Raw genomic sequence first — 13,834 nt, 5'->3', positions numbered from 1 at the left:
TTAGCGCCCCTCGCCGGTGGTCAATTGCCGGATCTTTTTCTCTATTTCGGCCTTATCTTTTTTTCTGAGCAGCAGTGAACGCTGATAATATTCCAGCGCTTTGTCATGTTGATTCGCCTTTAAATAGGCATCACCGAGGTGTTCGAGTATAATGGGATCGTCAGGGACCAAGCTTACTGCCTTTTCAAGATACAGCAGCGCCTCCTTTATCCTCCCTTTTTTGAAATAAACCCATCCCAGGCTGTCCGTGATATAACCGTCGTCGGGCTTGTATTTCAGCGCCTCTTTGATGAGGTGTTCGGCCTCATCCAGGTTTCGGCCGAGATCCGCATAGGTATAGCCCAGATAATTCAGGGCGTTTGCGTTCTGGGGATCAAGCCGGATGACCTGTTTCATCGCGTCAATGCTGGCGTCTTTGCGGTTCCATTTGTCATAAACAACACCCAGGCGAAAATATATTTTGGGGCTGTCCGGGTCTATTTTCAAGGCCTGCTGAAGCGCCTGTTCGGCCCGGGAAAAATCTTCGAGTTCTTCATAAAATGAACCCAGATACATCCAGAGGTCGGGATTATCCGGTTGTTTTTTTAATGCCTCTTTTAAAAAACGGATCCCTTCATCATTCTTTTTCATATCCTGATAAAGGAAAGATATATGAACAACGGCACTCTGATAGAAACGTGAATCCGGTTTTACCCGCAAAAAGTGTTCGAGGGCGATTTCTTTATCTTCTTTTCCGTCGTAGGCGATGCCTGCGGCATATTGCAGATCGGAACTGTCCTCGGCTTCCTTCAGCAATCCTTTGATGACGACGATGGCGGCATCATATTTCTTTTGATCCAGGTAGAGCTGCGCAAAGGTTTTCACGACTTCCGGGTCTGTGCTGCTGCGGGTTCCCAGGCTTCTGAAAAGCACATCCGCCTCTTCAAAATTTCCGACTTGATGGAAATAATACCCCAGCTCCATCGCCGCCCGGACCTGGTCGGGATTTTGCTGAAGAATATCATTGTAAAGCTGGATCACATCGCCGGTTTGGCCGGTTGTTTTGTACAGATCGATCAGTTCGAATTTCGGCCCTTCAAGGTCGGGCCGCAATTCCAACGTTTTTTGAAATTCTTTTTCTGCCGCTTTCGCATCACCCTGGCGCGCGAAGATTTGGCCTATAAAAAAATGTCCGACGTAAGAATCGGGAAAATGTTCCAGCAGGCGCTGATAGATTTCACGGGCCGCAGACAAATTGTTTTCATCCATGTAAATGCCGCCGAGAAATAAATATATATTCTGCAGTTTGGGATTGAGGGTGAGTATTTTCTGATAGGTCTCCTTGGCGGCATCTGTCTGTTTGACGGTCTGCTGTATCCGGCCATAAATAACCAGGGCCTCCACATTGTTGGGGTCAACATAAAGTTCGCCTTCAATAATTTCCAGGGCTTTCTGATGGTCTTTTTTCTGAAGATACAGCACAACCAGTTCTTTTTTTAGAAAAGCCGCCCCGGGATCGATTTCAATGGCCTTGTTGAGAAAGTCAATGGCCTCATCGAGATGTCCCTTTTTCTGTTGTATCTGCGATTCGATGTAATAATAGTAGCGTCCGTCGGATTGGTATATATTGACCGGCGGTTCTTTTTCCGCCCGTAGGATATCTCTTGCAAAAGTACATCCAGATATAAAGAAAATGACCATTCCCACAATGGCCATTTTAAGAAAAACTGTTTTCATTCGGTAATTTCTCTTTCACCGTCTTCGGTGTATGAATGAAAATCCGGCAACTCTTCCTTAAAAAATCCTCTCATTTTCTTGATCACGCTCTTTTCAACCTGGCGAACCCGCTCTCTGGATATGCCGTAGCGATCCCCAATATCCTGCAACGTTACCGGATTATCTGAAAAAATTCGCAAATTAAATATCTCGAGCTCTCTTTTGGATAAGTTCTTCTTAAATTCATCGATCTTAGTATGCAGCAATACCTGCATTTCCTTCTTGGCAACTTTATCCTCAGCCGAATCAGCCTCCGTACTCAGAAATTCGATTCTTTCAGTATCCGAATCTTCTTTTAAGGGAGCATCCAGGGATACATCCCAGGCATCCAGACGCTGATCCATATCCACAATCTCCCGTTCCGAAACACCCAACCGCTCGGAGAGAAGCTTCGGCTTCGGATCAAACCCCTGGTCAATTAAACTCTGTTTTTCCTTTTTCAGTTTGAAAAATAACTTTCGTTGCCCCTGGGTAGTCCCGATTTTAACCAAACGCCAGTTATCCATGATGAATTTCAGGATATAGGCCTTGATCCAGAAAGAAGAATAGTAGGAAAATTTTACATTTTTGTAGGGATCGAATTTCTTAACCGCCTGCATCAGACCGATATTTCCCTCCTGGATCAAATCCAAAAGATTCTGCATCCAAACCCGCTGAAATTCCAGTGCGATTTTTACAACCAGCCTCAAATTTGAAGTGACCAGGATATAGGCTGCATCCAGATCATTTTCCTCACGAACCCTTTTGGCCAGTTCGACTTCATCTTCCCGGGTAAGCAGTTTATATCTCGAAATTTCTTGTAAATATCGCTGGAGAGGATCATACTTGACCAGAGACTTGTCGGAAGCCGGGCTGCCGGATTTCCGGCCATTTTTATCAGAAACAAGAAAATCGGATTTCTCTAACTTATTGTTTTTTTTACTTGTTTTTTTTATTTTTGCATTCATCTTTTATACTGCCGATATGATAATGCCTGCGGTTACGACCGGATGTTTCTTATGGACATCCCCGCCGACATATGTTAAAGAGCCTCCGTATTTATGATGCGCCTGTAGCTCAGTTGGATAGAGCAACGGACTTCTAATCCGTAGGTCGCACGTTCGAGTCGTGCCAGGCGTGCCAAACAAACGAAGGGGTTGAAGGTAATTTTCAACCCCTTATTATATAATCCCCCCGAATTATTCAATACTTATTTGCCCCCTATTCCCAGCAATGCAATCGATCGCGTCTGTTTTAATTTGCCGGGAAACTGTTTTTATTTTAGCTTCATCGTGTTTTATCCTAAATCAAAAACAGTGCTTAAGTCAAGGCTATGGTTTGCGCTCCCGGATAATCGCTACAGCAGCTTGAATTCACGCCCGACCATATTGGGCAATAAAAGCGATCCGCATCAATTTTCATGCAAAATCCAGGTTCATACTTGACATCCTTGCAGCATTATTGTTTTTTAATTTGGATATTTCACCGGTTTCGATACTTATAAGGTGTCTTTTGGATTCTGAGAATAAGCAGGTTCTCGTTCTTGGCGCTGGTGTTGCCGGACTTACGGCGGCTTTGGAAATTGCCCGAAGCCATATTCCGGTTAGACTCATCGAAAAAAAACCTTATCTTGGGGGCCATGCCGTCCATTTTACCTGCAAGGCGACAACCGCCTGCGTGTCCTGCGGCGCCTGCATCATTGAGGATAAGCTTAAAGCTGCTCGATCGCACCCCCTGATACGCATCACCCCCAACAGCCGCCTGGCTGGGGTTTCCGGCTCTCCCCGTTTGATTGCCGATATTGAAAATGGACCTGAGTATATCGCGCCGGAAAAGTGTACCCGCTGCGGTGTGTGCATCCAAAAATGCCCCTATCCGGGCGCCATCCGCCCCGGGTATTCCAGCAGCGACCCCCCTTTTATAACAGAATCCTGTCTGTTCCTGAAAGATCAGTCTTGCACCCTATGCCAGGATATTTGTCCGTCTGCAGCGATAAATCTGCAGCGTCAGGGGTCGCTGCAAAAACTAATATCAGACGCAGTTGTAATTGCCACCGGATTTCAAGCGTTTAACCCGAAAGACAAGCCATACGGCTATGGACGCTTCAGCGATGTGGTCACCAGTCTGGATTTAGAACGTATGCTGAAGCGCCAGGGCGTTGTCAAAAGGCCCTCGGATGGCACGCTTCCCCAAAGAATCGCGTTTATCCAGTGTGTGGGCAGCCGGGATGTAAAGCTGGGGCATCTGTGGTGTTCCCGGGTATGCTGCGCCTCAGGCCTGCGCATGGCGATGCTGATAAAGAAAAGACAGCCCCGGACGCAAATCTCTTTTTTTTATATCGACATCCAGACATTCGGCAGCAATTTCCAGCAATACTATCGGGAATTGCCCCGGCACATGGATCTGATTCGCGCCATCCCCGGCGATATTATGAAAACGGATGACAACCGTCTGCGCTTACTTTTTTTTGACAATCGCTCCCGGCAGCAGTTGGAAGATACCTTTGACCTTGTGGTTTTATCCGTCGGTATCATACCCGGCAAGGACACCGATGCTCTATCCGGACTGTTTCTTCTGAACCCGGCTGAAACCGGTTTTTTCCCTTTGCCGGACTCACCGGAAGATGCGGCCGACAAAGGCATCTTTGTCGCCGGCAGCGCCTGCGGCCCCATGAATATAGCGGAAAGCGCTGCCCATGCAACCCGGGCCGCCTGGAGAACGGTTCGGTTTTTAAACGGTGAGAAGAATGATTAAACCGGTCCTGGTAATTGGAAACGGAACTTGCGCCGTTGCTATATCCGAAACGCTTCTACAGACAGGGATTGACGTCATCCGCGTTTCCCATAACGCCAATCCGGACACGGCCCTGTGGTGTGAGCCTAAACCCCGACCCCACAAAATCCCGGAAGTCTATACCGCTGCAACGGTGGTCGGCTGCTCCGGAACGGTGGGCAAATTCAAGGTCCGACTCCAAAGCAATCAACAACGGATCGACCGGACCGTGTCCGCCATTATCATCGCAGAAGAAAACAGGTTCAAGGCGAATTTTTCCCTGTATGGCCTCGCGCCAGGTCAATCCATCCTGTCGCTGACACAATTCAATCACCTGGTCTCGTCAGCATCCCCGGAAACCGATAAAATAAAAAGCGCAATAAGAATCGTTTTTTTGTCGGGTTTGATTCTGGAAAGTCATCCGATTTTATCGGAAAAAACCATGCGACTCTGTCTCTATCTGCAAAGTGAGCACAATATCCAAACATATGTGCTGGCAGGAAATCTGAAAGTCGCCGGCCCCGGCCTTGAGGACCTCTACTGGCAAAGTAAAAAAGCAGGGACCGTTTATGTTAAGTTCACCTGCGACCCGCCTCAAATCACCCGGACAAACGGCAGCGCCGCATTTGTCTTTACTGATGAAATCACCGGCCATTGCTGCGAACTGACGCCGGACGTCACGGTTGTGGACGAGATGGTTTTTCCATCCGAGCATTTAGCGCATCTGGCTGAAGTGTTGAAAATTGATAGGGGCACGGAAGGATATGTCCAGACCGACAATGTCCGCCGCAACCGCATTTGGACGAACCGAAAAGGGATCCTGGCCGTGGGACCGTCCAGGGGAATCTGCACGGAAACTGATTCCCTGGCGGAGGCGGAAGGCGCCGCCCTGGTGGTGATGCAACTGGCAGCCGCAGCTGTCGATGAATCGAACGATCATGCGGTCATTGATCCGGGCAAATGTATTCATTGCCTGACCTGTTACCGTCTCTGCCCCCATGGGGCCGTTACGATTGATAGGCGGCCGGCAGTCGCCCCTGAAAGTTGTGAAAACTGCGGCCTGTGTGCAGCAGAGTGCCCGCGACGCGCCATTGGCGCAAGCGGATCCGGTCTTCTGAATCCAACCGGCAAGCCGTTGCCTGAGTCCGGCGATGATGCCTTCGAACCCTATTTAATCGCGCTGTGCTGCAGCCGATCCGCCGTTCCGGCAGGGAAATTGTCCCGGCTGTGGGGGCGTCCGCACCCCCGGCAGTTGTCGGTTATCACCGTTCCCTGCGGCGCCGGTATTTCGAATGACCTCATATATCAGCTGTTTCTTCAAGGAGCCGACGGCGTCCTCATTCTCACCTGCCACCAGGGGAACTGTCATTCCGAGCAGGGCCATCAACACGCCTATGATAGAGCGGCCCACATCAAAGAATTTTTTCAGCAAATCGGCTTTGAAGAGGACCGGCTTTTTGTAGACACGATTGCAGCGAATATGGGCGCTGAGTTTTCAGAGAGAGTCGCCTTTTTCGCCGAAACGATTCGCAAGCTGGGGCCCAGCCGTTTGAGAACATGTTAAACCCGAATTTCGAATTCTGACAGAAGTTCATTTTTCTAAAGGGTTGGCTATTAAAATGAGGCGGTTTGATATGGAAGAAACAAAAACAGTCATCAATCTTAACCGGACATCCCATGATCGTTTCAGGTTATGGCCGTTTTCCCAGGAAACCTGCCTGGCCTGTGGTCTCTGCGCCGGTTCCTGCCCGGTGGCCGGCGTTGACGGGTTTGACCCGCGCAAACTGGTTCGCATGGTCAATCTTGGCCAGGCGGATGAACTCGTCGAAGCACGCTGGCCGTGGATTTGCACCATGTGCGCCAAATGCGTTCAGGTCTGCCCCATGGATATCGATATCGCCGAGATGGTTCACTCGATCCGGTCCCTGCGGGACCGCGACAAGGTGCCGGGCATACTTCACAAGGGGTTGACCACTGCGCTGAAGACCGGCAACAATCTCGGCATTCCCACCGAAGATTTTGTTTTCATCCTGGCGGACGTGGCTGAAGAAATTGCCGCAGAGCCAGGTTTTGAGGGTTTTACGGTCCCCATTGATCAACCCGGCAGCAACATATTAACGACGGTCCACAATAAGCTTGTCAACACCCATACCGAAGACCTGAAGCACTGGTGGAAAATTTTTTATGCCGCCGGAGAAAGCTGGACAGTCCCATCCGAGAATTGGGAAGGCTGCAGCTGGGGATACTTTACCGGGGATGACGACGCGCTTAAAATCATGACCGGCCGCATTGCCGAACATATGCGCCATTTAGCGGCAAAAAATCTCCTGTGGTGCGAGTGAGGCCACGCCTATCTCGCGACCAGGTCCGGTCTCGAAAAATGGTATCCGGAGTCGTTGCAGCGCTTCGGAACGTTTACGGTTTTCGACCTGCTGATCAAATATATCACGGAGGGCAGAATCCGGCTGGATCGTTCCCGCTTCAAGGGGGTAGCCACCTATCATGATCCCTGTAACTATACCCGCAATGCTGAAAAAAAATTCGGCCACGGCTATTATGAAGAACCGCGCTGGATAATGGATCATTGTGTCGAGGAATGGGTGGATCTGTATCCCGACAGACACGATCAGTTCTGTTGCGGCGGCGGCGGCGGCGCCTTGACCACCGGGTATAACCCGGAGCGAATCTTCTATGGCAGGAGAAAAATAGAACAGATCCGCGCTTCAGGCGCGAACACGGTTGTGGTGCCCTGTCACAGCTGCCACAGCCAGATCCATTCGCTCAAGGAAGAATACCACCTGCCGCATCTGGAAGTAAAATATCTCTGGGAGCTGGTGGCCGATTGTCTCGTTGTATAAAAGTTCGAAACCAGAGGCATTTCGAAGGGAATTTGTTTCGAGAGAAATTCAGGATGTGTAAGAAATACCAAATATCAATTCCCAATTATCAAACAAATCCCAATGACCGAATTTCCAAAATTACAATCGGAAGGTTTTAATCATTGAATTTTGATGATCTTGTAAAAAGTCGAGAATGCGCCTCTTTCGTCATTCCCGCGAAGGCGGGAATCCAAGAATTTCAGACGGTTCTGGATGCCGGATCAAGTCCGGCATGACAATTGGAGTACTTTTTACGAGTTCATCAATTTTGGATTTTGAAATTTATTTGTAATTTAGTGCTCGGAATTTGTGCTTTTCCAAAAAGGAAAGTCTCACCCGGGCTATCGTCAGAATCATACTGCCCTTAACGGTAGGAAGCGCCTGCTAACGCTTCAACAGCTTGCTGCCGTATAGACCGGTGGGCTTGATCAGCAGAATCAGCAGCATGATGGCAAACGGCGCCATCTGCGCCAGCGGCGCGTAGATAAGGGAGCCGATCGATATGACCTGCCCCACCAGAAAAGCCGAGACCAGGGTTCCTTTGATGCTGCCCAATCCCCCGATGATGACGACCATAAATACAAACGGCAGCACCTCGAGCCCCATGACCGGATCCACCATGATCAGGGGCGCATGCAGCCCCCCTGCCAGACCGGACAAGGTTCCGGCAATAATGAAGGTAACGGTGAAGAGTCTGTAAACGTTAATGCCGAGCCCTTCAACATGATCGATATCCTCAATCCCGGCGCGGATGGCCTTGCCGGTAATGGTCCGGTTCAAAAAAAGCCAGATGCCGCCATAGACCAGCAGGGAAATGGCCACGACGATCAAGCGGTAAACAGGAATCTCAGTACCAAAAATGGTGGTCTGCATTTCTATCGGGATGGGAACCGGCCGGGGAGCCAGTCCCCAGATATACTTGATGACGCCGATACCGGCAAAGAGAATCCCGAAAGAGGCAACCATGGTAAAGGTAATGTCACGCTCGTAAATCCTTAAAAAAACAAATCGCTCCACAATGAAGCTGACGATTCCGGCAACCGCCATTCCAACCAACACGCCGATCCACGCGTTCCCGGTGACGGCACAGACACTATAGGTCAAGTAGGCGCCGACGGAATAATAGAGCAGTTGGTCCAGGCTGATGATGCGCATCAGCCCGAAACAAAGGGACAGACCGATAGCCAGCAGGAAAAAGATGCTACCGATACTCAGCCCGAAAATGACGCCGGAAATCAATAATTGTGTATCCATTATAGACTCTCGTCTCCATTCTTAGATAAACCCGACCCGGTGCGTTTCCGAAAAATGATCTTTGCCAGTAAAGGCTCCAGTGTCCCCCAAATCCCCTTTTCGCCGGCCAGCATGATGATTACCAGCAGCAGACCGATAAAAAGTTCCCAATTGGCGATATATCCGCTGACCAGGTCCTTCATGCCGGTGTATGCGATGGCGCCCACAATGGGGCCGTAAAGTGTGCCGACGCCGCCTAGGATTGTCACCACCACCGGATCAGCGGCTCGGTGCGGGCTAGTAAAATCAGGGCTCACAAAACCGAAATAGACGGCGTATAAGGAGCCTGCCAGCGCAGTTGTCGTGTTGGCAATAATAAACGCCAGCCAGCGGATTTTAAAACTGTCGTATCCCAGAAATTTTAATTTGTCTTCATTGATCTTGGTGGCCAGACAGCAGGCGCCGTAAACCGAATCGTCCAGATACTTATAAAATGCCCAGATTGCCATTGCCAATATAAAAACAAAGATAAAAAAATCGCTGTGTTTGCCGAGATTCAAGACGGGGGTGTTGGACATTCGGGTCAAAAACCACAGCCCGTTGTCGCCATGGGTAATCCCGGCCAGAACTTTTTCAAACAGATAAAACATGATGACTGCCAGGGCCAGATTCACCAGGGCGAAATAATCGCTCCGCAGGCGGACAAATAACGGGCCGATGGCTGCGGAAACAACAATGCCGGCCAGAATTCCCAGCAGGATGCCGATATAAGCGTTGGTGCCGAAGTAAAATAGATAAAAAGCGGTGGCATATGCCCCCACAGCCAGATAGGCCGGCTGACCGAAAGAAATAAACCCGACCCGGCCCAGCAGGAAGTTGCAGCCCATGGTATAAATCGAAAAGATCAGAACCTCGTTCATAAAGGGCAGCGGCAGGAACATCCTCAAGACTCCCAAGAACAAAAACATCAGCAGGATGCCCCACCACCACCTGAATATGTTCATCATCGTAATTTTCCTCTCGCAGCCGTTATCGGGTCGAAACAAAATCAAAGATACAGTTCGCAGACATCGGCTCTAATCTTATCCGCTTCGGTAATTTCTGACACCACCCGCCCTTCTTTAATGGCATATACCTTATGCGCAATTGCGCAAACCAATGGCAGGTTTTGCTCAACGATCACTATGGCCGATTTTTTGCTCAGTTCCCTGAAAACGTTTTGCATATGTGCCACAATGCTGGGGGCCAATCCCTCGGTGGGTTCATCAATTAATAAAATTTTCGGATTGCCCAGCAGCGCCCGGCCCACCATCAGCATCTGGCGCTCACCGCCGCTCAGATATCCGGCCTTTCGATCCATGAGTTCCTTCAGTTTTGGAAAGTATTCGAAGACCGGCTCCCAGTTGTAATCCTTTGTGGCGTAGCTTCCCAACTCCAGATTCTCCCGGACCGTCAAATCCGAAAAAACTTTCTTGTCCTGGGGGATATACTTGATCCCCATTTTAGCGACATCAAAGGACATCTTTCCCACCAGGCTGGCATTGTTGACCGAGATCGTACCGGACGTCGGCTTTATAAATCCGGCGATACTCCGGAGCAGAGTAGTTTTCCCTGCGCCGTTGCGCCCCACGCAGGCCACCACTTGGTTCGGCTTTACTTTCAGACTGATATCGAACAGAACCTTCGACTCACCGTAGGAAACATTCAGGTCTGAGACCACCAGCAGATCGTCGTTAGTCATGGTCGGGACCTCCTTTTGGAACGGCCGAATCTATTTCATCGGCGATGTCCTCGATTTGCCAGTAGCTTCGGCGCACCTCCGGGGATCGCAGGCATTCCTGGCAGTCGCCGTCCGCAATGACGCGGCCTTCATGCATGACGGTAAGTCTTTTCAGAAAATTTTCCACCTGGGAAATTTTGTGTTCCACAATCAGTATCGTCTGCTTGCCTGCCTGCCGGGCAAGCACCTCCAGAACCCCTTTGATTTCAGACTCGCCCAGCCCTGCCAGCGGTTCATCCAACAGCAAAACCGTGGGTTCCGCCAGGACTGCCATGGCGATTTCCAGCCGTCGTTTCTCGCCCAGGCTAAGATGCTTGACCATCCGGTCGGCCGTATCCTGAAGTTCGAAGGTTTCCAGTGTTTCAACGATTTTTTCTTCTTTGCGAAAGCGCTTGCAGGTGGTCAGAAAGAGGTGCGACAGGGTTGGTTTTTTATGTGACCGATAAAAGGATAAAACCAGGTTGTCCACTACTTTCAGGTTGTCGAAAGTCGACGTCAGTTGAAATGTCCGCATCATCCCCATTTCCACCCGTTTCTGCGGCGACAAATGGGTGACGTTTTTCCCTCTGTAGTGGATGGTCCCCTCTTCCGGCGGATAATAGCCGGTCAGAAGATTAAAAAAGGTGGTCTTCCCGGCGCCATTCGACCCGATAATGCCGGCGACCTCATTTTCATGCAACCGATAATTGACACGGTTTACAGCGATCATTTCGCCGAACCGCTTGGTGACGTTTTCAGTTTTGATGATTTCTGCCCCTGAACTCACAGCAAGCCCCTTTTCCGGTTATTGCCCCGGGGGATCATTCCCGCCGGGGCAAAATTCATTTCCTAAATCTCGAACAATTCAGGTGTTTAATAACCGAGTTCTTTCAGAGACGGCATCACGGAATCGCCGCCCTGATAGCCCATGACCTTAAAAAGATCCCATTCCCCTTTTTTCTCATCGGGGCCTTTACCCCTGACCAAAAAGGCAGCATACTTGTAAACCGCTGAATGGTCCTGGCGCCATTGAGCCGGGCCCTTAACCGAGACAAACTGGCCGTTGTTGGCCATCAGAGCTGCAGACACCTTTTTGGGATCAAACGACCCGGCTGCTTCAAACCCTCTGAACATTTCCATGTAGGCAACGTATGCAATGGTTGCATAGGCATCCGGGGGCGCATTGAATTTCGCCTGGTACAGTTCGGTAAATTTTTTGGCGCTTTTGGCAACTTCCTTGTCTTCAAAATCGCTAAGGTCATAATAGAAATAATGCATCGAATAGACGCCCTCTAATGCCTTGGGCGGAATCCCTTTGGCGACCACATTGGTGATGAAAGCGTTGAAAATGGTCATTTCCTTGTTGAGCCCCATCTGATAGCACTGATTTAAAAGGGCTACGGCATCACCGGCAAATTGGGCCGAAATGAAAACATCCGGTTTGGCCGCACGGACTTTCTGCAAAATGGTCGTATAATCGCTGGTTCCCCGGGAGACTTCGTCATATCCGACGATCTCGGCGCCGTTTTCCTTGGCAGCCGCATACACACCGTCGCGGATGTCCCAGCCCCAGCTATCGGCGCGGGCTAAAAAGAAAATACGTTTCTTGCCCAGCACCTTGATCGACGCTGATCCGCCCATGTATCCCACCGTCCAGGGGCTGAATGCCGTTGCAAAGGTGGAATCAGCCAGTTTTCCCTTTTCAAAGGCTTCCTTTGCCATTACGCATACCGGAAAGTACGGCATGGGTTCTTTCTGAACCACGGCATTAATGGCAAAAGAGAGCGGCGCCCAGGTCTGACCGCCCACGCCTTTAACCCCTTGTTCAACCATGTAGCGGTAGCGGCGTACACCCACATCCAGTTTGGCCTCGTCGTCGGCGACTACGCCTTCAACCTTTATCTTGCCCCAGGGCATATTGAGTCCGCCCTTGTTGTTGATAACATCCACTGCCAGCAACGCGCCTTCTTCCTGGGTTTTCGCCACCGCCCCAAACACACCGGTGAGCGGGAGCAGGATGCCGACTTTTATCTTGTCAGGATTGGCAGCAAGTGCGCTGTTGGAAACAAAAGCAAAGCAAAACAAGAAAACGACAATCAAAGCAAAAAACTTTTTCATTTGATCCTCCTATGTAAATATAATTTGTTTGAAGGTTTTTCACGGCTTGCTAACTTTCTTTATCACCTCCTTAAGGGCTTTTTGAGTCACTATTAACAGTAGGGCGCTAATATAAAGGTTGGTTTAAATCACGTGCGGATTTTGTTCTGACAATGGCGCCATATATAGTAGACAACAAAATCGATGTCAAGCTAAAGAAACCTGTTTCCGGATCAAAAATACGTTTTACGTCAGTGAATGGTGTTACGCCAATCCGCCATTCCAGGCATTGACAGACCTCCGGCCGGGTGATATTTCTCACTTAAGATGCGACGATTTTCAAGCTGACTTTGAATAAATGGTTAGACCGGAAAGGAGACACCATGCAGATTAGTCGCGATAGCCTGCTGCCGGGAGCCCAGGCGGCCCGTGGGATAGCGGTCATTATCGACGTGTTCAGAGCTTTTACCTGCGCGCCGCTGATGTTTTCGCTGGGTATCGAAAAAATCATCCTGGTATCTACACCCGCCGAGGGGTTCGCTTTAAAAGATAAAAACCCGGACTTCATTCTGGTGGGCGAGGTCGGGGGGGCTCCCATCAAAGGGTTTGATCTGGGGAATTCACCCACCTATATTCTGAAACAGGACCCGTCATTTTTCAGTGAACGCACGGTGGTGCAGCGAACGTCTTCCGGTGTCCAGGGCGCTTTGGCCGCTTTAAAAGTGGCCGATGAGGTCCTGCTGGGGAGCTACCCCCTTGCAAAAGCAGTCGCTCAGTATATCCGCACAAAGAATGCAAAGCGTGTCAGCATTGTTGCCATGGGCTGGAACCTGGAGGTGCAGGCGCCCGAAGATGAACACTGTGCCCGTTATATCGCCCACTTGCTCGGGAAAGGGGATTACGATCACAATCAGGCCCTGCGCGACATCATTTTTCACGAGACCACCCGGAAGTTTCTCCGGGGAGACAAGGTTTATTACCCGCCTTCAGATCCGATCCTTTGCCTGCAGCGCGATATATATGACTTTGTTTTACGGGCGGAACGCAAGACAGAGCATGTAACCGTCAGGAAATTAAAACTTTGACAAACAATCTTTATTTAATTTGAATAGTATCGTGTCCCATATTTTTGATGCATCATTTAATACAATTCTTGAAATACGGCAGTCCGTCATTCCTGCGAAAGCAGGAATCCAGGCATTATTTTCCTGGACTCCCGCCTGCGCGGGAGTGACATTTTTTTTGTAACTTATTTACAGGACTTGGCACTAATTCCGCATGATCAAAGAACCGATATCAACAGGTCGGGAAAATGTTACCGGCGCTGTGGGTGCCACCGACATCCCTGATGCCGATCCGT

Annotated in this window: 12 protein-coding genes and 1 tRNA gene; 6 read left to right on the top strand and 7 right to left on the bottom strand. The window is 49.8% G+C overall.

From position 1 onward, the window contains the following. Both P1P89_07565 and P1P89_07560 read right to left on the bottom strand, forming a co-directional pair. A complete protein-coding gene (locus P1P89_07565) occupies positions 1–1,716 on the bottom strand; it encodes a tetratricopeptide repeat protein (GenBank protein ID MDF1591353.1) in 1,716 nt (571 codons plus the stop codon). Beyond that, positions 1,713–2,702 carry an RNA polymerase factor sigma-32 gene (locus P1P89_07560; GenBank protein MDF1591352.1) on the bottom strand — a complete coding sequence of 330 codons (990 nt, stop codon included), beginning with the start codon at positions 2,700–2,702 and terminating at the stop codon, positions 1,713–1,715. The genes P1P89_07565 and P1P89_07560 overlap by 4 nt, the downstream gene beginning before the upstream one ends. Before the next feature lie 98 nt (positions 2,703–2,800). Here P1P89_07560 and P1P89_07555 point away from each other — a divergent pair. From P1P89_07555 to P1P89_07535, 5 genes are all read left to right on the top strand, one after another. Beyond that, positions 2,801–2,877 (top strand) — tRNA-Arg (locus tag P1P89_07555). 369 nt (positions 2,878–3,246) lie between these two features. Next, positions 3,247–4,488, top strand: coding sequence for an FAD-dependent oxidoreductase (locus P1P89_07550; protein MDF1591351.1), 1,242 nt, complete (start codon positions 3,247–3,249; stop codon positions 4,486–4,488). Beyond that, on the top strand, positions 4,481–6,070 hold the full coding sequence (locus P1P89_07545; GenBank protein MDF1591350.1) for a hydrogenase iron-sulfur subunit: 1,590 nt from the start codon (positions 4,481–4,483) through the stop codon (positions 6,068–6,070). The genes P1P89_07550 and P1P89_07545 overlap by 8 nt, the downstream gene beginning before the upstream one ends. Positions 6,071–6,140: 70 nt before the next feature. After that, a complete protein-coding gene (locus P1P89_07540) occupies positions 6,141–6,848 on the top strand; it encodes a 4Fe-4S dicluster domain-containing protein (GenBank protein MDF1591349.1) in 708 nt (235 codons plus the stop codon). 54 nt (positions 6,849–6,902) lie between these two features. Beyond that, the gene (locus tag P1P89_07535) at positions 6,903–7,364 is read left to right on the top strand and encodes a heterodisulfide reductase-related iron-sulfur binding cluster (GenBank protein MDF1591348.1); all 462 of its coding nucleotides are present in this window, start codon (positions 6,903–6,905) and stop codon (positions 7,362–7,364) included. Positions 7,365–7,769: 405 nt separating this feature from the next. On the opposite strand, the gene P1P89_07530 is transcribed toward P1P89_07535, so the two are convergent. From P1P89_07530 to P1P89_07510, 5 genes are all read right to left on the bottom strand, one after another. Then, positions 7,770–8,639, bottom strand: a complete 870-nt coding sequence (locus P1P89_07530; GenBank protein MDF1591347.1) for a branched-chain amino acid ABC transporter permease — start codon at positions 8,637–8,639, stop codon at positions 7,770–7,772. Beyond that, positions 8,639–9,625 carry a branched-chain amino acid ABC transporter permease gene (locus tag P1P89_07525; GenBank protein MDF1591346.1) on the bottom strand — a complete coding sequence of 329 codons (987 nt, stop codon included), beginning with the start codon at positions 9,623–9,625 and terminating at the stop codon, positions 8,639–8,641. The genes P1P89_07530 and P1P89_07525 overlap by 1 nt, the downstream gene beginning before the upstream one ends. Before the next feature lie 41 nt (positions 9,626–9,666). Next, positions 9,667–10,359: an ABC transporter ATP-binding protein gene (locus P1P89_07520; protein MDF1591345.1), complete on the bottom strand. Its 693-nt coding sequence runs from the start codon at positions 10,357–10,359 to the stop codon at positions 9,667–9,669. Next, positions 10,352–11,164 carry an ATP-binding cassette domain-containing protein gene (locus tag P1P89_07515; protein ID MDF1591344.1) on the bottom strand — a complete coding sequence of 271 codons (813 nt, stop codon included), beginning with the start codon at positions 11,162–11,164 and terminating at the stop codon, positions 10,352–10,354. The genes P1P89_07520 and P1P89_07515 overlap by 8 nt, the downstream gene beginning before the upstream one ends. Before the next feature lie 86 nt (positions 11,165–11,250). Continuing rightward, the gene (locus tag P1P89_07510; protein ID MDF1591343.1) at positions 11,251–12,495 is read right to left on the bottom strand and encodes an ABC transporter substrate-binding protein; all 1,245 of its coding nucleotides are present in this window, start codon (positions 12,493–12,495) and stop codon (positions 11,251–11,253) included. Between the two features lie 362 nt (positions 12,496–12,857). Here P1P89_07510 and P1P89_07505 point away from each other — a divergent pair, with 362 nt between their 5' ends. Next, positions 12,858–13,559, top strand: coding sequence for a 2-phosphosulfolactate phosphatase (locus tag P1P89_07505; protein MDF1591342.1), 702 nt, complete (start codon positions 12,858–12,860; stop codon positions 13,557–13,559). Positions 13,560–13,834 lie beyond the last annotated feature (275 nt).

The sequence above is a fragment of the Desulfobacterales bacterium genome (assembly GCA_029211065.1).
GTDB lineage: Bacteria > Desulfobacterota > Desulfobacteria > Desulfobacterales > JARGFK01 > JARGFK01.
The sequence above is the reverse complement of the archived record's forward strand: the minus strand, read 5'-3'. Positions and strand labels throughout refer to the sequence as shown.